This window comes from Paenibacillus sp. SJS-P3 (assembly GCF_056711585.1).
The window spans coordinates 498,937-522,148 of the sequence record NZ_CM160043.1 but is presented as its reverse complement, the minus strand read 5'-3'; the positions used below and the strand labels follow the sequence as shown (position 1 = coordinate 522,148).

Below are 23,212 nucleotides of genomic sequence, written 5' to 3'. Positions count from 1 at the left end.
CTGCTTGTCCTTATCCTATGCGCGGAACCGCTCTGAACACGTTGATCGTGGAGCCCTGGGCTTGTACGACCGCAAGCCCGAGTATGGTCGTGATGAGATCGGCAAGGTCGATGTCGCCCGCATCCGCGATGAAGGCTAGCCTGCACTCTTTCTTTTGGAGTCAGGAACAGAGTATGTCCCTCTAGCAATCTATGAATCGACTTCTGCGGAAATCGATAGATGGATAGACTGTCCTCTAGCTTTTCAACGCTGCTTCCCATTCCCGGCTTAGAATGCCCATGCTGATCCGGTCATAAAGGCGTCCGTCCCGCCGGACAGCCTCTCGGGCTCTGCCTTCGTGGCGGAAGCCCGCCTTTTCGTAGGCTCGGATTCCTCCCGCATTGTATTCGATCACATCCAGGCCGACCCGGTGCAGGTTGAGCTCGTGGAAGGCATAGCGCAAAATGACCCGCAGCGCGTCCGAGCCGTATCCGCGGCTCCGGTTCCTGGCCTCCCCGATGCCGATCGCCAGCATCCCGGCGCGGTTGTTCCATTCGATGCTGTGGATGGCCGCGAACCCGATCAGCTCGTCGCCTTCAAGCTCCCGCAGACGGAAATAGACTTCCTTGGAGCCGGGCTCCGCCTCCGATTCCATTTGCTTTTCCGTAGCCGGCACCGCATACTCCGTATCCACGTTTCTCAAATAATCGGAATCCTCCATCCACAGCGCCATCGTCGAAACATCCTCCGGCCTTGGAGCGGCAAGCCGGATGAGCTCTCCTTCAAACAAATTCGGCCTCAGCCCCATATCCATTCCTCCAATTGGTTTCTTCACAAGCACGAAGCCGCTGGCATTCTGCTCTCCTTCCCTGTAGGACAAGCTGCAGCGCAGCTAGAGCAGATACCGCAAGTAGACGTACACGCTCGACAACGCGACAGAGAGCAGCATGAGCGGGAAGCCGTATTTCAAAAACGTCAGGAACCGGATCGGATATCCCTCCCGGGCTGAGATTCCCGCCGCCACGAGATTGGCGCTCGCCCCGATCAAAGTGCCGTTGCCACCCAGGCATGCCCCGAGCGCCAGGCTCCACCAGAGGGGCTCCAGGTTGTCGATGCCCATGCTCCCCATGTCCTGGATGAGCGGAATCATCGTGGCGACGAACGGGATATTGTCCAGAAAGGCAGAGGCGATCGCGCTGAGCCATAAAATCAGCATGGACGCGGATTTCATGTCGCCTCCGGTAAGATCCACGGCGTTTTCCGCCAAGCGGCCGATGACGCCCGTGTCGACCAGCCCGCCCACAAGGACGAACAAGCCGATGAAGAAGAACAGCGTCGGCCATTCCACCGCGGCGAGGGATGCCTCCAGCATGCGCTCTCCGGTGAGCAGCAGCAGGATGAACGCTCCTGTGAGCGCCACGGTCGCAGATTCCAGATGCAGCGCTTGATGCAGGAAGAAGCCCGCGATCGTAAGTCCAAGCACCGACAGCGACTTGATGAGCAGCTTCCGGTCATGGAGCAAGCCGTCCTCCTCCATCTCCATCAGTCTCGCCTTCAGCTCCGGCGTCGTGCGCAGCTGCTTGCGGAAGATGAGCATGAAAATCGGCACATAAACCGCCATGATGATGACGATGATCGGCGCCAGATTTTCGATGAAGGCGAGGAAGGTCAGCTCCTTGACCGCGCTTCCGATCATGATGTTTGGCGGATCGCCGATCAGCGTCGCGGTTCCACCTACATTGGAAGCGACGACCTGAGTGATTATAAATGGAATCGGGCTGACCTTGAGTCGGCGCGTAATGCTGAACGTGACCGGGACGATAAGCAGGATCGTCGTCACGTTGTCGAGGAAGGCGGAGCCGAGAGCCGTGACGAGCGCCAGCGCGACGAGAATGCGTACCGGCTCGCCCTTGGCCAGCTTGGCGGCCTTTATCGCCGCGTAGGCGAATATGCCGGTCTCGGCGGTGACATGCACGATGATCATCATGCCGATCAGCAGGCCGAGCGTATTGAAGTCGATATGCTCGACCGCCTTGTGCTGCTCGACGAGGCCTGCGGCCACGACGATGAGAGCGCCCAGCATGGCGGCGACGGTACGGTGGATTTTCTCGGAAACGATGAATCCGTATGTAAGCAGAAAAATAGCGACAGCCCATGCAGCCTGCAAAAACAAGACCTCCTGATGATGACGATAAATGGACAATCATTAAGCTTTCATGATTTTACCATAAAAAAGCTGAACGAAAAAAATGGATGTCCTTGAGGCTCGCGCCTTTCGGACATCCTTTTTGATGCTGTCGATTGCGGCGTGCTCATATCTCTGCAGCGGCGCCGCTCGCGACAGCAGGAGCTTCCTGGGCCCCGCCGCCCGTAGCCCACTTGCGGCTGCGCCACCGCAGCCAGCAGACGAAGCCGCGCAAGTATTCGTCCGCGATCATGCAGGCGTAGATCGCGACCAGCCCCCAGCCGAGATGGATGCTGAAGTAATAGGCGACAGCTACCGATACGCCCCACATGCTGACCGTCGAGATGACCATCGTGAAGCGGGTATCTCCGACCGCGTTGAGGGAGTCGGCTATCGTCATGTTGAGCATTTTGCCCGGCTGCAGCAGCAGGTTGAGACCGAGCAGGGAAGCGCAGATGGCCAGTATCTCGCTGTCCGAGGTGAACAGGCCCAGCATCTGCCTGCCGAACAGGAATACGAGCAGCGCGTTGCCGATGACGACCAGCTGGCCGATCCAGAGACCGGTATAAGCGCCCTTGTAGGCCTCCCGCATGCGTCCGCCGCCGAACAAATGGGCGACCCGGATCTGAGTGGCAAGAGCGATCGAGAATCCGATCAGGAAGCAGAACGACTCCAGCGTGTTCATGTACGTGCGCGCCGACAGCTCCTTGGCTCCGAGCGATCCGATGAACGTGAAGATGACGAGCTGGGAGAATACCCAGTTGGCCGAGTATACGCCCAGCGGCCAGCCGATCTTCATGACCTCGGAGAACAATCCGCGGCTCCAGACCTTGATGTCGCCCCACCAGATGCGGCGCTCGAAGGCGAACAGGAACATGTAGAAGAGCAGCGCCGAAGCGAGCAGGCGGCTGACCAGCGTGCTGACGGCGACTCCCGTCAGTCCCCACTGCGGCAGGCCGAAGGCGCCGAAGATGAAGCCGTAGTTCAAGATAATGTGGATGACGTTCATGCCTACGGCCGTGTACATCGGTCCCCGCGTGTTGCCGGTGTTGCGGATCGCCGTGCTCAGCGTGCTCATGACGGCGATCAGGATCATGCCGCCGCCGACGATGGAGATATAGCGGACCGCCATCGGCACCAGCTCCTCGGGCATCTGCAGCACCCGGGCGATCGGCGCCGGGAACAGAATCAGCACCGCGCTCAGCAACGCACCGATCAGAACCGTCGCCTTGAGGGCGATAATGGAGATCGTCCGGGCCTCTTCCTCTTTCCTTGCGCCCAGCTTCTGAGCGATCAGGATGCCGGCGCCGCTGGCGATGACCGTGAACAGGACCGTCATGGCATTGAACAGCTGATTGGAGAAGCCGACGACCGCTACGGCGTCATCGGATACTTTGCTGACCATCAGCGTATCCGCGGCCCCCAGAAGAAACTGCAGGAACAGCTCGATGAAGATCGGCCACGAGAGCGCCCACAGGGAATAATTACGGTTTTTCATTTATGCAACCTCCACCCTATATAACCTGGCACGGATGTCCCGCACCGGGTTGATGAAAGCCCTTACTTCGCCCAAGCCGCCTAACAACCTAACTTATTAAGGATGATGCGGATTACAAGTGAGTATGGAGCTCATTAGTCAAACCAAATTATAAGTGCTATACTCGCTCTGAGGTATCAAGGATGCAACCTTAACTTTCAAAATTCCAACTTCATTTTCATTCCAAGGCAAAGGATAGACAAGCTTATGAACTTGCTTCAGTTCGCTCTTCCGCCGCTCCCCTTCTATATCAGCAGCGGCCACGAAACCCATGGGCCGGGGCTGGTCCATGTCGATCGCCGCAACATCGGCGTGTTCGATCTGCTCGCAGTCAGGCAAGGGACGCTGCACATCGCGGAAGAGGACCGCCGTTATGCCCTCGGTGCAGGAGAAGCGCTCATTCTTCGTCCTGACGCCCATCACTTCGGCACCTCCCCTTGCACGGAGTCGACCGAGTATTACTGGATGCACTTCGGCCATCAGGGCCATTGGACGGCGACCGACGAGCGGCTGCCGCTCTACCAGAACCAGCGGGATACGGCCGATTCCTCCGCCAGCGCGGCCTGGAAGATGACCGCACCGCCCTTCTCCGTCCAAGTTCCGCAGCATTCGGTGCTGTTGCAGCCGGAGCAGGCCTTCGAGCTGCTGGAGCAGCTGACGGCCATCACACAGAGCGGCCATATGGGCGGCGCTCTCTGGCGCCAGCAGATCCTGTTCCAGGAGCTGCTGCAGCAGCTGTCGGCGGCCATCGACGCCCGCTCCACCTCGCCTTCGGCCGCTTGCGCCACACAGGCGGCAGCCTATCTGCGCCAGCATTACGCCGAGGAGATCAGCGCCCGCGAGATGGCCGACAGCCTCAATTTCCACTCCGTCTATATCGCCCGCTGCATGCAAAAGGAGTTCGGCTGCTCGCCGAAGGAGTACCTGCTCCGCTATCGGATCGGACAAGCCAAGCTGCTGCTTCTGCGCACCGACTATCCTGTCGCCCGCGTCGCGGAAGAGGTCGGCTTCAATCAGGCGGCGTACTTCGCCTCCTGCTTCGCCAAGTACGAGGGCATCTCTCCGCGCAGCTACCGGCTGCGGTTCTCGCACGCCTGAAGTACATTCCGTTGCGCGAATTTTTTGCCGAACATTCGGGGACGTTTGAAGACAATGAGCGACGGGGGATAGTATGTTGGATTACCTGGCCCCTCGTTTCGGACATACGTTCCGTTATTTAAGCTTTTTCTTCATTTTTGCACCTCTATCGGACATACGTTCCGTTATTCCACCGAACTGAATCGGCATCCCAATAAGAATGAAGAAATAGCGGATCGTATGTCCGATCCGCTTCAATAATGGCTTCATTCCGCAAAATAACGGATCGTATGTCCGATCCGGTTTCCTGCCGCTGGTCGAATCCGCCGCCCCTCTCACATGTGGGCATGCATGCGAGCCGTATTCCCACACTTAGCCACGGAACTGCCGAAGAACGCTCAGCTTCTTAAATCTAGAGCGGGTTCACCTTCACCTGCGAGCCTTTGCCGCTCGTCTGGATTCCGCTTTCCTTGCGGCCGGCTTCCTTCAGATCAGCCAGCAGCCGTTCCAGCACGGCCTTGGCGGCGGCGCCTTCCTTGGCTCCGGAAGCCTTGACGACAAGCTGCACGGCGCTGCCGCTCCGCAGCAGCTTGTCCGCCTGCCGCAGCTTCGTGTCGTAATCGTGCTCCTCGATATGCGCGGTGAAGCGAAGCTCCTTCACCTTGTCTCCGCTTTTGCCGATATTGCCGCTCTTGCCGCCAGGGCTAGTCGCTCCCTTCCCTGCCGCCCTGGAGTCCTGCCGAGCCTTGTCCTTGCCTTTCCCCTTTGGTGTCAGGCGGCATGGGGGCGGACTGCTCATAAGCGTGGTGCAGACGAGATCCGCACCTGCTGCCTTCGCCATGCGCAAAGCTTCTTCTTTTAATACTATGCCTAAATCTTCACCATCAAGACCTGTTAGCAAAACCTCTGACGCTTTGATTTGTTCATTCATTATCAACTTGGATTTGCCCCCCATTCACACACTGAGATGATAGTTATCATTGTCCAACATAATAATCAGATTGCTGTCCCAAATCTTTATACTCATAATGCTTTACATCGGGGAGATGATCAAACACTTTAAACTTATAAAACAAGCTACCCTCTATAACTGTGATCTTGCTGATATGCTTTAGAACATCGGCAATAGTTGAGATATCTGAATTGTATCTCGTTCTTGCATCTCAAAATTAGCTTGATCTAATAATTCGTCTAGCGATTCCTTCTCCATGTTACCATCAGCATATAGAGGTGATAGACGCTTCTTCCTTTCTTTAATCTTAACCAACTCATCATTCAAATCAGACATCAACTTCATATCCTGTTGGTCAATGGCAGTGGTTAGTTCTGCTCTCTTATCTTCAAGTTGCAAAACCAAATCTTCCTTATTGATAGAGAACAAGTGAGAAAGTGCATGACCCGCCATTCCCTGTAATTCAGTTTCAAGGTGAACAAGTGAGATATTCTTATTATTGCAAATTAAAACACCTTTACGCTTCTTCCCCGAACAATTAAAGATTGGCTTCTTATTCCTGCCATGCAGAAACTCGGCACATTTCAGCTACGATACGATCAATGTTCTTATTTTTGCCAAAGTCGTCCTATTGTATATAGAGTATCCTTATGATCGCCCTTGAAAAGCTTTATACAGCAAGGTTTCCAACAACGGGGACGATTGTTTCAGTTGGTTCTGTTATTGTTAAATGTTGATTTTCGAGCAAAAGAAAACCGCCCCTAATAAAGGCGGTAATTGAACTATCGTTCCCCGTTACTTTAAGTACAATCTTTCACATTCTTTTATTAATTATATAATTATGAAAGGATGAACTTAGTGGTTTAGTGAACCGAAAGTCTGCGGTTACAACATATGATTAGTAATATAATCTAACCTTCATAAAATCGATCCAAGTGTCATATATTACTTTATATTACGTTACCAAAGATAAGATTTAAATCATCAATACTTAAAAAAGGGTGATAGATTTGAATGGACACCAAATGATTTGTCAACAATTTGGTCAAATTTTAAAAGGGAAGGGTAAGTTTGAAAATGGTGTATGCTCTGTTTCGTTAAAACGGAACTTTCCAGTAATGGTAATGGGACGTCCAAGTAAAGGTTTTTTACTCGCAAATGTTTTATTTGAATCTTTAGACGAGACGGGAAATGCTCTCAATATAGGGGAAGTAGCCATTTTAGAAGAAGAAGTGTATGCATTTAATAGAGCATTGGTTCAACAAGGGATCATCGTAAGCGCATTACATAATCATTGGATATTTATTCAACCAAACCTGTTATATATTCATTTTCAATCCATAGAGCCTCCTCTTAATTTTGCTAAAAAGGTAGCCTATGCTTATTCAACATTAACAAGCTATCCTACGATGTAATAGACTCCTGCAATACTCATAAATGGAAGAGCAGTTGTTTTTTCTTAATCCTATTATTTTCACTCATTTTCCCCCTCCCTAAATAAATATCACCATAAAAATCCATTGTTTCTTGTTAAACATTACTGCCCTTTAGTTGAACAAAAGGCAACCGATCGCTTTAAAGCCGGCTGCCTTTGCGTTCTGCTGAACTATCGTGTCCCGAAAAGCCCAATAACATCATTTATTATTCTCAAATTTACGTTAGCGTTGAACTGAACGATGACGGTTTGAAGCACGTACCCGTGGGTTATAAAATTTTCAGAACGAAATACCACCAAGAGGAGCTGATAAAATGATTAAAAAGTTTAAGTTCATCTTTATGACCCTGCTTATTGTTTCGGCACTAGGTTCAACAGCAGCGTTTGCGGATCAGGCAAATACGGGCACGACTGATACAGGGGCTACGCAAACTACCCATAATGAAGATGACGACAGCGGGAAATGGGGACTTCTCGGCCTTCTGGGGCTGGTAGGATTGGCCGGCTTAAAACGACGCGACCGTGACGAACATGTAACCCGCGTTGACAATACGAAGCGTTAAAGAAATAAGGCCGCCTTCAAAAGAGGCGGCATTTTGTTTATCCATTCAAGGAGCAAAGGTTGCCTTATACAAGACTGTTCGTTGTTAAGCAATCAAGATGCCATTTACCGCATAGCAAATTCAAGCTATTCAATAGCTTTTTGATTAGTATTCATCGACCGTTTACTCCCAAAGTTCATTCCATATTTTATCCCTGTTCAAGTATCCTGCCCGTTAGCTGAATCTTTATTATGGTGCTGTTAATACAGAGTGAGTAGACACCCTGCTGACGGCCTGCATTCAATCGCGGTTGCGCTCCCTACGATTCCAGCTGCTCCTTTCTCCCCCTAAACCCCATCACCCATTCGTCCATTTGTCCCCTTACTCCCCATTCAAAAATCGTCCTCCTGTCCTTTCATCCTTTCGCATTTTTGTCCTGCGTCCTTCCGTCCCTCAGCCCCTCCCTCCGTTACCCTCCATCTTTCCTTTAGCCTTCGTCAAATAAAGCACCAGATCGTCATCCACGCGCACCTGGCCGCCGGGCTCGACGGGACGGTTGCCGTACATGACGCCTCTTCCGTCGGGGACGTAACCCCTTTTGACGTACAGCCTCTGGGCGCTGCCATAATCCGCATACAAGCCGAATCCGATTCCGACCGTGTCCGACTTTTCAAAAACCTGCACTTCCAGCGCTTCGATCAGCCGGCTTCCGACTCCCCGTCTCCTGAACGGCGGGATGACGTCGAAATTCTGAATTTCAGGGATCTCGTTCTCCGCAAAGTACGGATAGTCCGACTTGTACACCACATGCCCCCAACCTGCGAAATCATGTTCATGGAAAGCCAGCAAAGTGAATCTTTCTCCCTTTCGGTTCTCTTCCCAGCAGCGTTCGATGTAATCAAGGGGCTTGCCGACGTCTTGCCCGGTCAGCCCTTCATAAATGAGTCCGATGTCGCCCCGTGTCATGGGACGAATTCTGATGGATGCTTCCATGGTCACCTGCTCCTCCCGAGTTTAAAGGTTATAGGAGCATGGTATCACACGGGAGGCGCTCCGAATGGTAAAGAATGACTATGATGATCAAATCCTCCTGCCAGCTCCTTTTCCCGGTAAATAACAAAAAAAGAACCAGCCGGATTGGCTGGCCCTTCATAAAGGGGAGCGCCCTCCCCCGGCATCATTATTTCTGAACAGCTTCTCCCGAAAAAGCGCGCACGTCCAGCGGAGCCGCCATATAAGCCTGAGCTGACTTCACGAACGACTGAAAATGCCCGCTGGCATTATGGGCGGCGACAGCCTCCGCATCTTCCCACAGCTCGACCATCGTGTACGAATGCTCCTGCTCCGTGTTCTTGAGCAGGCTGTACGAGACGTTGCCGGCTTCGGCTCGGGAAGCTTCCACCAACGCCTCGGCGGCGCTTAGGAACTCGCTCTCCGCCTCGCTTTTCACCTTGATGCCTGCATGGATGATAATCATGTCGCTTTCCTCGCTTTCGTGGCATGACCGCGCTGTCCTATGCTGTCAGTCACAACTTTTCTCTATGCCTGCCTGCAACTTCGCTCTGGGCTTCACTCCAGCTGTCAAGGCCGCTTCGCTGAGCATCCTTCAGCTCCCTAGGGCCTTGTCACTATGCGCACTTCTGCTCCACCATGCTTCCCTCAGGCTGTCACAGCCTCGTCATGCTACGCGTACTTCCACTACGCTGAAGCTTCCCGCAGCCTGCAAGCTCGTCCTACTACGTACTTCGACTCCGCTGCGGCTTTCCTCAGCCTGCAACCTCGTCTACGCGTAGTTCCACTACGCAGCGAGCCTGCAGCCTCGCCCTACTGCGCTTACTTCCACTCCGCTATGCGGTCCACAGCCAAGCGGGTCGTCAGCCGGGCTTCCTTGGCTGCGACGCCGACCGAGATCAGCATGACCGGAACATAGCGGTCCTTCTCCATGCCGAATACGTCGGCGATGCGGCTCTTGTCGTAGCCGCCGATCGGGTTCGTGTCGTAACCGCGCGCGCGGGCAGCCAGCATGAGCTGCATCGATACGAGGCCGCTGTCCACCAAAATCATCTCGCGGAAAGCCTGGGCCGGAACCGAAGCGAACAGGCGAGTGTAGTTGGCCATCATCTGGTCTTTCACTTCCTGCGGCAGGAAGCCTCGCTCAACCGCTCCACCCATGATTTCATCCGCGTAATCGAAAGCTTTCATGTCGCCGAAGACGGCAATGACAGCAGACGAAGTGTTGACCTGCGTAGCATTGTTCGGCGCGATCTCGGCCAGAGCCGCTTTCGCCTCCTCGCTTTCAACGACGAGGAATCTCCACGGCTGCAGGTTTACGGAAGACGGAGCAAGGGTCGCTTCCGCCAGAATCTCGGTCATTTCCTCGCGGCTGATTTTGACGGCCGGGTCGTATACCCGCACGGAACGGCGTTCAGATATGATTTTATTGTAGTCGTTCGATTTTGTAGATACAGTCATGATTATCTCTCCTTTGTCTTATCTTCTGTTTTTTTATCTCTATCCATCCGTCTTTTTCCCGGAAGCCCGGGTCTCTCTTCCAAGCCATGCGTCATTCAAAAAAAATCAGGATGCGCCGGCATCTCCGGAACGGCTCAGCGCCTTTTCCACCTGCTGCACCTTGTCGCCGATCTGCTGCAGCATCCGGACGAGCTCAAGCCGCTCCTCCTCGCGGAGGCCGGACTGCAGCTCTTCCATGAAGCGGTCCTTCTCCTCCTTATGGGAGAAAAGACGGCTCCGGCCTTCATCGGTCAGCAGCACCATCGTCAGGCGATTGTCGCTCTCGCATCGGCTGCGGGTGAGCAAGCCCTCCGCTTCCAGCTGCTGGACATGCCGGGTGACCGCGGCCGGATCGATGGAGACTTTCTTCTGCAGCTCCGCTTGGCTGATTTCGCCGCCTGACAGCTGGCAGAGCAGTTCAAGCCGGTTCGGACTGATTCCGGCGCAGCGCTCGAAGCGGGTGGCAATATGCTTGTTCAGATGGAGGAGCAGATACAGCAGGTCTTCGGTTCGGCAGTTCGGAATGGCAAGAACCTCCTTTCGATTCTTTTGACGGATCAATGTTTGAGGGATCAATGATACAACGGGCGAAGGCGAATTGCAACCATTCCGCTTATTCCCGTTTGTCCCGGCTCCGAAAATCCGTTATCCTGATAGGACGACGAACAAGCATTATCCCCCTGAGGGAAGGAACATCCATTGGAGACGACAACATCTATGAACGCGAATCTACCCATTCCCTACAAAAAGCCGCTCGGGGCAACCGGACGCTCGCTCCCCTACGCTACCCTCGCCTCCGCGGGAGGAAGCCCCCGGCTCGTGCCGGACAGCGACGCCGACAGCGGCTTCTTCCGGGCGCTCGAGAGCCGCGGCCTGAGCCTGAACGGCCCGCAGATCGAGGCCGTCCGCCACGGCGACGGCCCGCTGCTGACGCTGGCGGGCGCCGGCTCCGGCAAGACGAGCGTGCTCGCCGGCAGAACCGGCTATCTGGTCTCCGTGCGCGGCGCCGACCCGCGCTCGATCCTGCTCGTCACCTTCTCGGTCAAGGCCGCAGCCGAGATGAAGGAGCGCATCGCCGCTCTGCCCGGCATGCCGCCCGGCGCGGCCGCCCAAGTGACGGCGCGCACGTTCCATTCCTTCTTCCTGCAGCTCCTCCGCAGCCGCGGTTTCCGCCAGGAGATACTCGGCAGCGGACCGTATCCGATGATCGTGCTCAAGGGCATGATCCGCGAGCTCGGCCTCGGCGACCGGATCGAGCCGGAGACTGCGCTCGCAGCCCTGTCCGAGGCCAAGCTGAGCCTCGTTCCGCTCGAGGAGCTGCCGGACAAGACGCAGGCCGACCGGGAGCTCAAGCGGCTGCTGCTTCGCTTCGAGGAATGGAAGGAACGCGAACAGCGGATGGACTTCGACGACATTCTGCTCTGGTCCCATCGCCTTCTGCGCGAGCAGCCCGGACTGCTCGCGACGCTTCAGCGGCGCTTCCGCTACATTATGATCGACGAGTTCCAGGATACGAGCCTGCTGCAGTACGAGCTCATCCGCATGCTGGCCGGCGGCCACGGCAACCTGATGGCAGTCGGCGACGACGACCAGACGATCTACGGATTCAACGGAGCCCGAAGCGAATATATTCTTGGCTTCAAAGATGCATTTCCCCGAGCAAAGATGATTACGCTGGATACGAATTACCGCTCTACGGCCAGCATCGTCGGCCTCGGCAACGAGGTGATCAGGCATAACAAGGCCCGCTTTCCGAAGACGCTGAAGGCCGTGGCCACAAGCCGGGACGTGCCGCTGTACATCCGCCCCTTCACGACCGACCAGGAGGCGCTAGCCGTCACCGCCCATATCCGGGAACGCGTAGAGGAAGGCGCGCGGGCCTATGGCGACTTCGCCATCCTGTACCGTACCGCGAGCAACAGCCGCGCCATGTTCGAGCAGCTCGTCCTCTCGGAAATCCCGTTCCAGATCCAGGATACCGGCGACCTGTTCTACGACCAATCCGCCGTCAAGCCGCTCGTGGATTATATGAGGCTGTCGGTCAAGAGGCGAGATTTCACCGCTATGGAAGGCGTCCTGCCCTCCATGTATGTCAACCGGCATAAGGGCATGGCCCATATCCGGGCCAAGGACGATCCCCGTCCGAAGAAAGGCCCGCTCATCCATCTGCTCACGATGGAAGGGCTCAAGGATTTCCAGAAGGAACAGATCCAATCCCGCATTACATTCGTCAAAGGGCTCAAGGCGTTCAAGCCGGCCGATGCCGTGCGGCGCATGCGCAAGGAGTTCTACGACGCCTACCTCGATGCGGAGCAGGCAGGAGCCGCTTCAGGAGGCTACATCGCAGCGGGGGCGACGGCCCACAAGGAGACGCTGCGGGAGTCGCTGGACGAGCTTGAATCCTCCGCTGCGCGTTTCGCCGACGTCCCGGCCTTTCTGACCTTTGTATCGAAAATGGCGGAGCGCCATGCGCAGATGAAGTCCTTGCCGCCGGATTCGGCCAAGGACGCCGTCAAGCTCATGACGATCCATAAGTCCAAGGGCCTTGAATTCCCCGCGGTCGCCATTATCGGGGCTTCGGAAGGCATCCTGCCTCACAGCCTTGCGCTGGAGGCGGACAAGCTGGCCGGCGGCGGCGATTCCGACCCGGCTGCCCGCAAGGAAGCCGCGCTGGAGGAAGAGCGCCGGCTTGCTTACGTGGCGATCACGCGGGCCAAGGAAGAGCTGCTGATCAGCTCCCCCGCCACCTACCGCGGCCGCAAGATCGACGTATCCCGATTCCTGCTGTCAGCTTTTCAGGCTCCTCCGATATCCTCCAGCCAGCCTTCCGGCGTGGCAGAGAAGCAAGCTCCCTCAGCCGCTTCCAAGCCGGCAGCGCGGGCTGCGGAGAAACCCGCCGCAGCCGGAGTGCTTGCTTCCCGGGCTGCCGCTGCCAAAGCGTTTAAAAGCAAGTAAGCTTCACAAGCTTTGCAGACGCAAAGCATACAACTCTTGAACAAGCTTCCAGGATGCGCCGCTTCAGGTCCAAGCAAACTTTCCGGGCTGCACCCATTTCAAACAGGCTTTTCGAGCTTGCACAGCCATTCCACTCGGTCAGACCTTCTGGGCTTGCGCAGCCATTCCACTCGGTCAGACCTTCTGGGCTTGCGCAGCCATTCCACTCAGTCAGACTTCCGGGCTTGCCGCAGCATTACAAGCAGGCTTCCCCAACTGAGCGTTCAAACTCAAATCCACATCGTCGCGAATACCGGCCGACTCGTTCTATGTAAAGTCCCCCGCATCCAGCGGGGGATTTTTGCTTAGCTTTTTTTGCGGTTTGCTTTAGTCGTTTTGACGCCGAAAGCCGCTTTGGCGTCCGAAGTCAGTTCATTGGAAAACTCGGTGTCATTTTCAGAAAACGTGTTCAGCTTCGTGGATTGGACCTCTGCTTTGGAAGCTTTTTTCTTGTCCATGAGTGGACCTCCCGGATATCGAAATGTGAAGCGATGTTAGCTTGTGAAGCCGCCGGCCATTTCATTCATCGCATGTCCCCTCGGCGGCGCTCACGTGCCGGGGGCGGAGGAAAGCCCGGTCTCGGGTCCAGGTGCAATTACATTCGGGAGTCCGTGTCGCCGTTCTCGGCAAGGAGGTACAATAAGGACATCAAGCAGCGCCGCAGGGCGCCGCGCCAAGAGGAGAATGCATGAGTATGAGAACCTTGTATCGTTCGCGCACAGATCGCAAGCTTGCGGGGGTATGCGGAGGAATCGGCCGCACATACGGCATTGATCCCGGATTGCTCCGGATCGGCTTCATCGCCGCAGCCGTATTCAGCTGCGGTACGGCCCTCCTGATCTATGCCGCTGCCGCCGTTATCCTGCCCAAGGAGTCCGGCTTCGCGGCACCGCCTCCCCCTGATTCCTACACCTATCGTTAAGGCGAAACCGTCCTCCATTCCGCACCGATAAAGCCTGCCATACCCAATATAAAGGAGTGCATCCCATGAGCGTATTCGACCGAATCATGAACCTGACCAAAGCTACCGCCAACGAAGTCATCAGCAAGCTTGAAAATCCCGTTTTGATGATGAATCAGTATATCCGCAATATGGAAGAGGAAATCGACGGCATGAAAAGCGAGCTCAGCCGCCAGCAATCCGCTTCCCGCGCCTATAAGCAGCGCCTCGATGAATGCGAGCAGCTGTCGCAGCACAACCAGCTCAAAGCCGAGGAGGCTTTGGCCGAAGGCCGCGAGTCGGAAGCGCGCCTTGCCCTCGAAACCAAGCTCCGTTATTCGGAGCAGGCAGCTGAATACGGCCGCCTGTACGATCAAGCCAAGCATGCTTCTGCCGAGCTGGATATCCGCCTCGAAGGCGCCCAGGAAGAGCTGGCCCGCCTTGTCCAGAAGCGCTCTGATCTGAGCGAGCGCCTGCAAAAAGCGGAAGCTGCCGCAGAGCGCAAGACGCCAAGCTTCTCGCATGGCTTCGAGCCGGGAATCGCTTCACGCGGATTTGACCGGATCGAGGAGAAGATTCTGCAATGGGAAGCTCAGCTTGGTCTCTCCAGAGACTACAAGCCCGGCTCCGGCACAGCAGCTTCTTCCTATGAGCCGTCTGCGCCAGCCCCGGATTCCGGCCGCGCCTCCGTCATCGACGAGCAGCTCGCCGAACTCCGCCGCAAGATGAAAAGCGAGTAACGAGTAAAAACCTTGAGCCCTTCGAGCCGCTTATCTGCCGAGGGGCTCTTTTGCATGCCTATGGACTTGTTTGCATGTCCAGGGGCTCTTTTGCATGGCTTCACGCAATGAACTCTTGTCTCCGAAGGAGTTCTCAGCTCCTAATTTACTAAAGCCACATTCGACTCGGAACATTTGTTCCTGTCAATTATCATTGCTGACAGACTGTTGTCACTTGAAGCTCCTAAGATAAGGAAGTACAGAGCGGGAGAGCGACCACCATATAACCCGAATAAAGGAGAGAGCAGTCATGACCTACGAACAAATCCACCTTTTTGAAATGGAGATCAAGGAATTCCACCAACGCTCCAGCCGGGGCTTGCTCCCGTTAATGACGCGAGGCAGAGCCGAGTTCAACCATTCCGAATATATGGCAGCCCCATTCCGCAAGCCATGGATTCCCCTCCATCTCCTATTCGCTTTTCGAATCAAAGCATAAAAAACCTCCGGCATCCGCATAGGACACCAGAGGTTCTCGATCGATCTAAAAAGCATTAAGCATAATGGCAAGCAGCCAGATGGCCAGGGTTAGAACCGACTTGGCGCAGCTCCGGAACTTCGGCCGCGCAGCGCTCCGTAGCTGCCGGGCAGCGTGTACGGAACGGGCAGCCGCTCGGAGGGCTGATCGGGCTCGGCAGATCGCCGCGAAGCACGATGCGCTCCTTGGTCGCCTCGAAGTCCGGATCCGGCACCGGAATGGAAGACAGCAGCGCCTGGGTATACGGATGGCGCGGATCGGCGTACAGATCGTCGCTCTCCGCGATTTCCACCAGCTTGCCGAGATACATGACCGCGATCCGGTCGCTGATATGCTTGACCATCGCCAGGTCATGCGCGATGAACAGGTAGGTCAGGCCTTCCGTCTTCTGCAGGTTCTGCAGAAGGTTGACGACCTGAGCCTGGATGGACACGTCGAGCGCCGAGATCGGCTCGTCCGCTACGATGAACTTCGGATCCACCGCGAGCGAGCGGGCGATGCCGATCCGCTGGCGCTGGCCGCCGGAGAATTCATGCGGGTAACGCGTCAGATGGGATGGGTTCAGGCCGACCTTGTCGAGAAGCCTCTCGACGGCCAGCTTGCGCTCCTTCTTGCTCGGCGTGAGGCCGTGCACATCCAGCGGCTCGGCGATGATGTTCTCGACCGTCCAGCGTGGATTGAGGGAGGCGTAAGGATCCTGGAACACCATCTGCATCTCGCGGCGCAGAGCCTTGAGCTTGGCGCCCTTCATCGAGTAGATGTTCTCGCCGTTGAAATTAACCGATCCGGAGGTCGGCTCGTACAGACGCATGATCGTGCGTCCGGCCGTCGACTTGCCGCAGCCGGATTCTCCGACCATGCCGAGCGTTTCGCCCTTGCGGATGGACAGATTCAGTCCGTTCACGGCTTTCAGCGTCTTGTTCTTGCCGACATCGAAGAACTTGCTGAGGTCGTTTACATCCAGCATCGCATGATTGCTGTTGCTCATACTGTTCGTCCTCCTTACTCCGGCTTGGCGTGAAGCCAGCACTTGGATTCATGGGTCGGGCTGTGCGTGAACATATACGGATCGACTTCGACGCATACTTCCATCGCGTGCGGGCAGCGCGCTGCGAACGGACAGCCGTGAGGCGGGTTGGCCATATCCGGAGGCGTGCCTTCGATCGGAATCAGCGGCTCGTCTTTTCTCTGATCCATGCGCGGCAAGGATTTCAGGAGTCCTTGGGTGTATGGATGCTGAGGGTTTTTAAAGATCTCGAACTTGTCGCCTCGCTCCACAACCTGTCCGGCATACATGACAATCACTTTATCACACATATCGGCTACGATGCCAAGGTCATGAGTGATAAGAATGATCGACGTGCCGAGCTTCTCCTGCATGTCCTTCATGACCTGAAGGATCTGAGCCTGAATCGTAACGTCGAGAGCGGTCGTCGGCTCATCGGCGATGAGCAGCGTAGGGTCGCAGCTCAGCGCGATGGCGATCATCGCGCGCTGGCGCATGCCGCCGGAGAATTCATGCGGATATTGCTTGACGCGGGCTTCCGGATTCGGAATGCCGACGATCCGCAGCATTTCGACGGCGCGCTTCTCGGCGTCGCCGCGGGACAAATTCTGATGGCGGACCAGCACTTCGATAATCTGTCCGCCGATGGTCATCGTCGGATTGAGCGATGTCATAGGATCCTGGAATATCATGCCGATATCGCGGCCGCGTACGGATTCCATTTGCTTCTCGGTCTTCTTCAGCAGGTCGCTGCCTTCGAAAACGATCGAGCCGTCCTTGAAAACGCCCGGAGGCGTAGGAATCAGACGCATAATGGATTGGGCCGTGACGCTCTTGCCTGATCCGGACTCGCCGACGATTGCCAGCGCCTCTCCTTTGTCCATCGAGAAGGAGACGCCCCGTACGGCCTGCACTTCGCCGCCGCGGACGCGGAAAGAGACACGCAGGTCGTCGACTTTAAGAATCGGTTCCATAAGAGTTTCACCTTCCTCATGTCGGTGGTAGCTAGTAGTTTGAATGTCTGCTGAAAACCGGCTACAAAAACAGATGGTTCCTCCGATCGCTGTTGAACCCCGGATTTCTTTAATTTCCAACCCCTGATAGGGTAGAAATCCGGTCTTCAAAGGCGAGCGCTTGCGCTTCTGCGGAATTCATCTGCTTTCTGCGCTTGAGCTCAGTAGGCATTCAAATTCTTGTTGGGTATAGAAATCATCCGGCTGCCCGTCTCAGCAGCAGCGGAGACAGAGCTTTCGATAGTCGGGTCTTCCTATTCCACCTTGGTTTTCGGATCGAATGCATCGCGCAGGCCATCGCCGAAAATGTTGAAAGCCAGCATGGCGATACAGAGAAGTCCGGCCGGGAATAGAAGCGTCCAAGGATACAGCTGATAACTTACGATCGAATCGTTGATCATCGTTCCCCATGATGCTGCCGGGGATTGCACGCCTAGACCGAGGAAGCTCAGGAAAGCTTCGGCGAAAATCGCGCTTGGAACGGTCAGCGTCATCGTGACGATGATAGGACCCATCGTGTTCGGAATCAGATGCTTGAACAGGATGCGGAATCCGCCGGAGCCGACAGCTTGAGCCGCCAGGACGTATTCCTGATTTTTGAGCTGCTTGATCTGGCCTCGCACGATCCAGGCCATGTTGATCCATCCCGTCGCGCTAAGGGCGATGATGATGGTGAGCATGCCTTGTCCGAGCACGACGCCGAGCAGGATAACGACGAGCAGGTAAGGAATCGAATAAAGGATTTCGGTGATCTTGTTGAGCACTTCATCGACTTTGCCGCCGAAGAAGCCCATGATGCCGCCGATGATGATGCCGAGTATGACGTCGGCAAGCGCGGCGATGATGCCCACGGTCAGAGAGATTTGCGCGCCTTTCCAGCTGCGCGCGAATATATCGCGTCCGAGGTCGTCGGTGCCGAAGTAATGGTCGCCTCCAGGAGGCAGGAAAGAATTGAGCAGGCTCGTCGTGCGGAAGTCGTATTGGGTCATCTTTGGGCCGAAGATGGCCATCAGAATGAGCAGAACCAGAACGACGCCGCCAGCCATGGCGAATTTGTTGGAAGTCAGCTTCATCATCGCGAGCTTCCAGGTCGTATAACTTGGCGCCATCTGCTGCTGGATGTTCTCCCGCTTCTTCAGCGGAATGAACTTTTTCGGATCCGGCAAAGGCCGGCGTTGGTCAGTAGTGTTATCCATGTTGGAATCAGCCTCCTTTGCTCTTCTTCATGCGCGGATCCACCAGCGCGTAGCCGATATCGGCCAGGAACCTTGCCACCATGAGAATGACCGCATAAAACAGCGTGATGCCCATAATCAGCGGGTAGTCGCGGTTCGCGATGCTATCCGTGAAGAATTTGCCCAAGCCTGCGATGGCATAGATTTTCTCGACGACGACGGAACCGGTGATGACGTTGGCGCTCATCGGGCCGAGATAGGTGACGACCGGCAGGATCGCATTGCGCAAGCCGTGGCGCAGGACGATTCGAGCTGGGGACAGTCCCTTTGCCTTGGCTGTGCGGATATAGTCCGCGGTCAGCACTTCGAGCATGGAGGAGCGTGTCAAGCGGGTGATGAAGGCGATCGGCAGCGCGGAGAGCGCGATCGTAGGCAGGACGTAATCCATCGGTCCGGCAAGGCCGGCGACGTTGAACCAGGTTACCTTGACGCCGAGCAGGTACTGCATGACAGAACCGACGACGAAGTTCGGAATGGAAATTCCGAGAATCGCGATGAAAACGGCAACCTTGTCGATGAGCTTGCGGTTGTACATCGCGGCGATCATGCCGAGCGCCACGCCGACGACGACGGATACAACAACGGCCACGAGACCTAGCTTGAGGGAATTGCCGAAGGATTGGGAGATGATGTCGGTTACCATCCGGCCCGGAGTTTTGAGCGATTCGCCCAATTCACCCTGGAACAGATTTTTCATATAGGTCAGGTATTGCTGCCACAACGGCTTGTCCAGACCGTAATATTTCATCATCGCATCAATGGTGGCCTGCGAGTTTTTTTCGTTAAGGAAAGGGTTGCCCGGAACGGCTTTCATCAGGAAAAACGTCGCTGACGCTAGCACGACGAGCGAGATGACGATATTGATGAGCCTCCGAACGATGAATCGAAACATTCCAGCACCTCTTTTCGTTACCCAGCCCAACCGCAAAGAAAGAAGGGACGGCCGGAGACGGTCCGGTGTCCAGCACCGGACGGCGGCTCCAGCCGCGATCCCTTCTTCTCTCTGTCAGCTGTTCAGCGGTATGGCTTATTTCTCGATGTAACCGTTGTTGTAGTTGATGTTGCCGGCATAATCCATGATAACGTCTTTGACTTTTGGATTAACTAGCTCGGAGCTCGTGTAGTAGTAGATCGGCATTACAGCCATTTCGTCCTCGATGAGGATTTTTTCAGCTTGCGCCATCATCTTCACGCGATCCGCTTGAACCGGGGAAGCATAAGCGTCCTTGATCAGCTTGTCGAACTCTGGATTTTTGTGGCCGATGTCGTTGTTGCCGCCGCCCGTTACGTACAGGTCGAGGAACGTCATGGCATCGTTGTAGTCGGCGCCCCAGCCTGCGCGGGCGATGTCGTAGTTCAGAGCGGTACGGTTTTTCAGGAAGACTTTCCACTCTTGAACTTCCGGCTTCACTTCGATGCCGAGGTTCGTTTTCCACATGTCGACTACAGCTTCAGCGATTTGCTTATGCGCATCGGATGTGTTGAAGAGCAGCGTCGTCGCAGGGAAGGAAGCCATGCCTTCTTCTTTCAGACCTTCGGCAAGCAGCGTTTTCGCTTGAGCGACGTCTTCCTTGAAGTAAGCGTCCTGCGTTTCCTCGCGGAAGCTCTTCGATTCGCCGGTGATGCTTGGCGGTACGAAGCCGAATGCCGGTTTTTGGCCGCCGGATACGACGCGGTCGATCAGCAGCTGGCGATCGATCGCCATCGAGAGGGCTTTGCGGACTTTAGCGTTGTTGAACGGCTTCTTCGACTGGTTGAAGATGTAGAAGTACGTGTTCGCCGTGTCCTTGATTTGAAGGCTTGGGTCGTTCTCTTTACGGAGTTTGGCCAGTTGCGGCAGCGGAATCGTGCCGGTCGGCGCTCCAGCCCAGTCGAGCTTGCCCGTATTGAAGCTGTTGAACTCGGTGTTGGAGTCCGCGATCATGGAGAACTGGATTTTTTGCAGCTTCACGTCGGCTTTGCCGTAGTAGCCGTCGTTTGGAGCGAGCTCAACGGAATCGTTGTGCTTCCAGGCAGCGAGTTTGAACGGTCCGTTGCTGGAGAAGGTTGCCGCTTCGTTGGCCCAGTTCGGATCCTTCTCGGCTGCGACTTTATCTACAGGGAAGTACGTGTAGAACGTCTGCAGGCTGAGGAAGTAAGTCGTCGGGTTTTTCAGCTTGACTTCCAGCGTGTTGTCGTCGATCGCCTTGACGCCAACAGCATCTACGCTGCCTTTGCCCGTGTTGTACTCTTCAGCGCCGGCCAGGTAGTAGAGCTGGTAAGCGTAAGGAGCCGGAGTAGCGGCCTTCGGATCCAGGGTGCGCTTCCAGGAGAACTCGAAGTCATGCGCTGTAACCGGGTTGCCTGTGGACCATTTGGATCCTTGGCGAATGTGGAACGTGTACGTTTTGCCGTCTTCGGAAACGTCCCACTTCTCGGCCATGCCTCCAACGATCTCGCCGTTCTTGTCGGTTTTCGTCAGGCCTTCGAACAGGCCGCCCGCAACCGTGCCGGACACGTTGTCCTGCATCAGAGCCGGGTCCAAAGTAGGAGGCTCGGAAGTGAGGTTCATGCGGAAGACTTGATCTGCGGCCAGGTTGCCGGCTGCGTCTCCGCCGGTGTTGGCGGCGTTGTTCGTTGCCGTGTTGCCGGCCGCATCTCCGCCGGTGTTGCCGGAGTTGCTGTTATTGTTGCCGTCGCCGCATGCTGCAAGCACGCTGCCTGCGATCATCAGTGCTGCCAGTGTCAATCCTGTCTTTTTGTACACTAACCTTACACGCCCCTCACATTAATGGTTGAATAGCATAAATGAATTATACTATTACATAGTAAGAATAACAACTTGCATTATTTTCTTTCGGCTGATAAATTTATTCGGCCTCATTGAGAATTCTCAATTTTTTACACTTATAATTATTCAATGTTAATTTCACCGCACTGACGCTTCATTCAATTAACGCAATTAGTTGATAAAGTATTATTCACAGGAGCGGCAAAGGATTAAATGATTTATCGGAAAACTTGCCCTATTCTTTACAATCTCTAAGCAAATCAATTTGCATTTTTATTTATATTGTCTCATCTTTATTTAGAATTCTTCTTGTATGTCCCAGGCTTGTGCAGCCGGCAAACGACCTCTTCCTAACCAGCCGGCAAGTAGTCCCGATAGAGCCCTTCGGCCGTTTCCAATCCCGCCGCAGTCCTATTCTCACCTGCCCTTCCTTCTATATACATGGTTCCCCTGGAGGATTGCCGTTTCCCACACTTCCTTCCAGATCCCGATTCGCCTTTGACATAAATAGGCACCCCGGACCTCTTGGAGAGGCGGGAAGCCTAATTAGGTGCCACGTCCATGTCAGCTATGAACAGTTACCGTTGTTCCAGCTTCTTGCGGGTCCGATATTCCGTAGGCGTCTGCATGAATCTCTTGCGGAATACTTGCGTGAAATGCCTCATGTCCTGGTACCCGATCCGCTCCGCGATATCCGCGAGCTTCAGATCCGATTCCCGGAGCAGCAGCTTGGCTTCTTCCAGCCTCAGCCCGATGATGTAATCCTTGAAGCCCTGCCCGGTCTTCTGCTTGAACAACTGGCTGAAGTAGACCGGATTGAGGTAAACGACGGAAGCGATCCTCTCGAGCGAAAGAGTTTCTTCCTTATAATGCGCCTCAATATACTGGAGCGCGACTTCAATCGCCTTGTTGTCGCTGCCTCCCTTGATCCGGACCGCCTCCTCCTGTCCGGCTGCGATATCGGACGTCTGGCGAGCCAGCTTCATGATCGTATCCGGAACGGAGCGGATCTCTTTCATGAGGCCGCTGCTTGCTATGCGGAAGGGAAGCTTCAGGTAATGGCCCAAATATCCCCGCAGCGAAGCGATCAGCTGGGCAAACGCGTCTTCGGTCTCTACGGAAGCGAGTCCGATCAGCGTCAGCCGGTCGTAGCTGACGACGAAACCTTCGCCGTAACGGCCGATCAGCTCGGAGAACACATTGTCCACGATGAAATGCTCCAGCCCCGCATCGCGGCTGCCCGCTTCCAAACGGACGACGACGAGATAGAATTCCGGATACCGGTCCATGAGCGGCCCGATGTCCAGGTTTCCGATATCATGGCCTGCAGCCAGCCTTTGGAACATGCCTTCCCGCAAATATTTCAAATTCGTCCGCAACAGCTCGCTTTGCTTGACCTCCGACCGCTCCCGGCCCAGCTCCGCCTCCAGCTCTTCCAGGAGCTCGACGAGCCGCTTTTTTCCGATCGGCTTCAACAGATAGTCCTTCGCCCCCAGCTGCACCGCCTTCTGCGCATAGGAGAATTCCGAATGAGCCGAAATGACGACCCATTTGATTCCGGGATGCTTCGCTCTCGACAGCTGCATGAACTCCAGACCGTTCATGCCGGGCATCAGGATGTCCGTCAGCACGATATCGATGGGATGCTCCGTAAGCAGCTTCGCCGCTTGATCAGCGGAATCGGCCAAATGGATCGTATATCCGGGCCGGGCCTGCTCCAGCGTCCGTCTCACCCCTGTCCGGATGATGCTCTCATCGTCGGCGACCAGAATATGCATG

General features: G+C 55.4%; 22 protein-coding genes. 6 read left to right on the top strand and 16 right to left on the bottom strand.

Going from position 1 to position 23,212, the window contains the following annotated elements:
- Positions 1–235: 235 nt before the first annotated feature.
- The 3 genes from AC06G8_RS02390 to AC06G8_RS02380 form a co-directional block, all read right to left on the bottom strand.
- Positions 236–787, bottom strand: a complete 552-nt coding sequence (locus tag AC06G8_RS02390; protein WP_480284306.1) for a GNAT family N-acetyltransferase — start codon at positions 785–787, stop codon at positions 236–238.
- Between the two features lie 84 nt (positions 788–871).
- Positions 872–2,152, bottom strand: coding sequence for an ArsB/NhaD family transporter (locus AC06G8_RS02385; RefSeq protein WP_480285369.1), 1,281 nt, complete (start codon positions 2,150–2,152; stop codon positions 872–874).
- A gap of 139 nt (positions 2,153–2,291) precedes the next feature.
- Positions 2,292–3,662 (bottom strand): MATE family efflux transporter, encoded by a 1,371-nt coding sequence (locus AC06G8_RS02380; RefSeq protein WP_480284305.1) that lies wholly within the window; start codon positions 3,660–3,662, stop codon positions 2,292–2,294.
- A 246-nt stretch (positions 3,663–3,908) separates the two neighbouring features.
- On the opposite strand from AC06G8_RS02380, the gene AC06G8_RS02375 reads away from it, so the two are divergent.
- A complete protein-coding gene (locus tag AC06G8_RS02375; RefSeq protein ID WP_480284304.1) occupies positions 3,909–4,799 on the top strand; it encodes a helix-turn-helix transcriptional regulator in 891 nt (296 codons plus the stop codon).
- A gap of 391 nt (positions 4,800–5,190) precedes the next feature.
- Here AC06G8_RS02375 and infC read toward each other — a convergent pair whose 3' ends face one another.
- Both infC and AC06G8_RS02365 read right to left on the bottom strand, forming a co-directional pair.
- The gene (infC, locus tag AC06G8_RS02370; protein WP_480284303.1) at positions 5,191–5,733 is read right to left on the bottom strand and encodes a translation initiation factor IF-3; all 543 of its coding nucleotides are present in this window, start codon (positions 5,731–5,733) and stop codon (positions 5,191–5,193) included.
- Positions 5,734–5,889: 156 nt separating this feature from the next.
- The gene (locus AC06G8_RS02365) at positions 5,890–6,129 is read right to left on the bottom strand and encodes a hypothetical protein (protein ID WP_480284302.1); all 240 of its coding nucleotides are present in this window, start codon (positions 6,127–6,129) and stop codon (positions 5,890–5,892) included.
- A 611-nt stretch (positions 6,130–6,740) separates the two neighbouring features.
- Here AC06G8_RS02365 and AC06G8_RS02360 point away from each other — a divergent pair.
- Positions 6,741–7,145, top strand: a complete 405-nt coding sequence (locus AC06G8_RS02360; protein WP_447663612.1) for a DUF1259 domain-containing protein — start codon at positions 6,741–6,743, stop codon at positions 7,143–7,145.
- Positions 7,146–7,479: 334 nt separating this feature from the next.
- Positions 7,480–7,728: a WGxxGxxG family protein gene (locus tag AC06G8_RS02355; protein WP_447663611.1), complete on the top strand. Its 249-nt coding sequence runs from the start codon at positions 7,480–7,482 to the stop codon at positions 7,726–7,728.
- Between the two features lie 432 nt (positions 7,729–8,160).
- On the opposite strand, the gene AC06G8_RS02350 is transcribed toward AC06G8_RS02355, so the two are convergent.
- The 4 genes from AC06G8_RS02350 to AC06G8_RS02335 all read right to left on the bottom strand — a co-directional run bounded on the left by AC06G8_RS02350 (position 8,161) and on the right by AC06G8_RS02335 (position 10,779).
- Positions 8,161–8,700: a GNAT family N-acetyltransferase gene (locus tag AC06G8_RS02350; RefSeq protein WP_480284301.1), complete on the bottom strand. Its 540-nt coding sequence runs from the start codon at positions 8,698–8,700 to the stop codon at positions 8,161–8,163.
- A 187-nt stretch (positions 8,701–8,887) separates the two neighbouring features.
- Positions 8,888–9,184, bottom strand: coding sequence for a putative quinol monooxygenase (locus AC06G8_RS02345; RefSeq protein ID WP_447663609.1), 297 nt, complete (start codon positions 9,182–9,184; stop codon positions 8,888–8,890).
- Between the two features lie 356 nt (positions 9,185–9,540).
- On the bottom strand, positions 9,541–10,179 hold the full coding sequence (locus AC06G8_RS02340; protein WP_480284300.1) for a nitroreductase family protein: 639 nt from the start codon (positions 10,177–10,179) through the stop codon (positions 9,541–9,543).
- A gap of 105 nt (positions 10,180–10,284) precedes the next feature.
- Positions 10,285–10,779 (bottom strand): MarR family winged helix-turn-helix transcriptional regulator, encoded by a 495-nt coding sequence (locus AC06G8_RS02335; RefSeq protein ID WP_480284299.1) that lies wholly within the window; start codon positions 10,777–10,779, stop codon positions 10,285–10,287.
- Positions 10,780–10,935: 156 nt separating this feature from the next.
- Between AC06G8_RS02335 and AC06G8_RS02330 the strand changes: the two genes are divergently transcribed.
- A complete protein-coding gene (locus AC06G8_RS02330) occupies positions 10,936–13,173 on the top strand; it encodes an ATP-dependent helicase (protein WP_480284298.1) in 2,238 nt (745 codons plus the stop codon).
- Between the two features lie 344 nt (positions 13,174–13,517).
- Here the strand turns inward: AC06G8_RS02330 and AC06G8_RS02325 are convergent, their stop codons facing one another.
- Positions 13,518–13,670, bottom strand: coding sequence for a hypothetical protein (locus AC06G8_RS02325; RefSeq protein ID WP_480284297.1), 153 nt, complete (start codon positions 13,668–13,670; stop codon positions 13,518–13,520).
- Between the two features lie 230 nt (positions 13,671–13,900).
- Here AC06G8_RS02325 and AC06G8_RS02320 point away from each other — a divergent pair, with 230 nt between their 5' ends.
- Together AC06G8_RS02320 and AC06G8_RS02315 are read left to right on the top strand one after the other, a co-directional pair.
- Complete coding sequence (locus AC06G8_RS02320; protein ID WP_232313100.1) at positions 13,901–14,134, top strand: PspC domain-containing protein; 234 nt, start codon at positions 13,901–13,903, stop codon at positions 14,132–14,134.
- Between the two features lie 65 nt (positions 14,135–14,199).
- Entirely contained in the window at positions 14,200–14,892 is a 693-nt protein-coding gene (locus tag AC06G8_RS02315) for a PspA/IM30 family protein (RefSeq protein ID WP_447663604.1), read from the top strand.
- Positions 14,893–15,425: 533 nt separating this feature from the next.
- Here AC06G8_RS02315 and AC06G8_RS02310 read toward each other — a convergent pair.
- The 6 genes from AC06G8_RS02310 to AC06G8_RS02285 all read right to left on the bottom strand — a co-directional run bounded on the left by AC06G8_RS02310 (position 15,426) and on the right by AC06G8_RS02285 (position 23,211).
- Positions 15,426–16,397, bottom strand: a complete 972-nt coding sequence (locus AC06G8_RS02310) for an ABC transporter ATP-binding protein (RefSeq protein WP_447663603.1) — start codon at positions 16,395–16,397, stop codon at positions 15,426–15,428.
- A gap of 14 nt (positions 16,398–16,411) precedes the next feature.
- On the bottom strand, positions 16,412–17,389 hold the full coding sequence (locus tag AC06G8_RS02305) for an ABC transporter ATP-binding protein (protein WP_447663602.1): 978 nt from the start codon (positions 17,387–17,389) through the stop codon (positions 16,412–16,414).
- Between the two features lie 293 nt (positions 17,390–17,682).
- Positions 17,683–18,624, bottom strand: a complete 942-nt coding sequence (locus tag AC06G8_RS02300) for an ABC transporter permease (RefSeq protein ID WP_447663601.1) — start codon at positions 18,622–18,624, stop codon at positions 17,683–17,685.
- A gap of 7 nt (positions 18,625–18,631) precedes the next feature.
- On the bottom strand, positions 18,632–19,555 hold the full coding sequence (locus AC06G8_RS02295; protein ID WP_447663600.1) for an ABC transporter permease: 924 nt from the start codon (positions 19,553–19,555) through the stop codon (positions 18,632–18,634).
- Between the two features lie 135 nt (positions 19,556–19,690).
- The gene (locus tag AC06G8_RS02290) at positions 19,691–21,409 is read right to left on the bottom strand and encodes a peptide ABC transporter substrate-binding protein (RefSeq protein WP_447663599.1); all 1,719 of its coding nucleotides are present in this window, start codon (positions 21,407–21,409) and stop codon (positions 19,691–19,693) included.
- A 602-nt stretch (positions 21,410–22,011) separates the two neighbouring features.
- Complete coding sequence (locus AC06G8_RS02285; RefSeq protein ID WP_480284296.1) at positions 22,012–23,211, bottom strand: response regulator; 1,200 nt, start codon at positions 23,209–23,211, stop codon at positions 22,012–22,014.
- Position 23,212: the final 1 nt, after the last annotated feature.

Coding starts and splice junctions, on each gene's coding strand:
- AC06G8_RS02325 (WP_480284297.1), bottom strand. CDS start 13,670: ATGGACAAGAAAAAAGCTTCCAAAGCAGAGGTCCAATCCACGAAGCTG.
- AC06G8_RS02340 (WP_480284300.1), bottom strand. CDS start 10,179: ATGACTGTATCTACAAAATCGAACGACTACAATAAAATCATATCTGAA.
- AC06G8_RS02285 (WP_480284296.1), bottom strand. CDS start 23,211: ATGCATATTCTGGTCGCCGACGATGAGAGCATCATCCGGACAGGGGTG.
- AC06G8_RS02355 (WP_447663611.1), top strand. CDS start 7,480: ATGATTAAAAAGTTTAAGTTCATCTTTATGACCCTGCTTATTGTTTCG.
- AC06G8_RS02380 (WP_480284305.1), bottom strand. CDS start 3,662: ATGAAAAACCGTAATTATTCCCTGTGGGCGCTCTCGTGGCCGATCTTC.
- infC (WP_480284303.1), bottom strand. CDS start 5,733: ATGGGGGGCAAATCCAAGTTGATAATGAATGAACAAATCAAAGCGTCA.
- AC06G8_RS02295 (WP_447663600.1), bottom strand. CDS start 19,555: ATGTTTCGATTCATCGTTCGGAGGCTCATCAATATCGTCATCTCGCTC.
- AC06G8_RS02300 (WP_447663601.1), bottom strand. CDS start 18,624: ATGGATAACACTACTGACCAACGCCGGCCTTTGCCGGATCCGAAAAAG.
- AC06G8_RS02305 (WP_447663602.1), bottom strand. CDS start 17,389: ATGGAACCGATTCTTAAAGTCGACGACCTGCGTGTCTCTTTCCGCGTC.
- AC06G8_RS02390 (WP_480284306.1), bottom strand. CDS start 787: ATGGGGCTGAGGCCGAATTTGTTTGAAGGAGAGCTCATCCGGCTTGCC.
- AC06G8_RS02350 (WP_480284301.1), bottom strand. CDS start 8,700: ATGGAAGCATCCATCAGAATTCGTCCCATGACACGGGGCGACATCGGA.
- AC06G8_RS02320 (WP_232313100.1), top strand. CDS start 13,901: ATGAGTATGAGAACCTTGTATCGTTCGCGCACAGATCGCAAGCTTGCG.
- AC06G8_RS02345 (WP_447663609.1), bottom strand. CDS start 9,184: ATGATTATCATCCATGCAGGCATCAAGGTGAAAAGCGAGGCGGAGAGC.
- AC06G8_RS02315 (WP_447663604.1), top strand. CDS start 14,200: ATGAGCGTATTCGACCGAATCATGAACCTGACCAAAGCTACCGCCAAC.
- AC06G8_RS02330 (WP_480284298.1), top strand. CDS start 10,936: ATGAACGCGAATCTACCCATTCCCTACAAAAAGCCGCTCGGGGCAACC.
- AC06G8_RS02375 (WP_480284304.1), top strand. CDS start 3,909: ATGAACTTGCTTCAGTTCGCTCTTCCGCCGCTCCCCTTCTATATCAGC.
- AC06G8_RS02310 (WP_447663603.1), bottom strand. CDS start 16,397: ATGAGCAACAGCAATCATGCGATGCTGGATGTAAACGACCTCAGCAAG.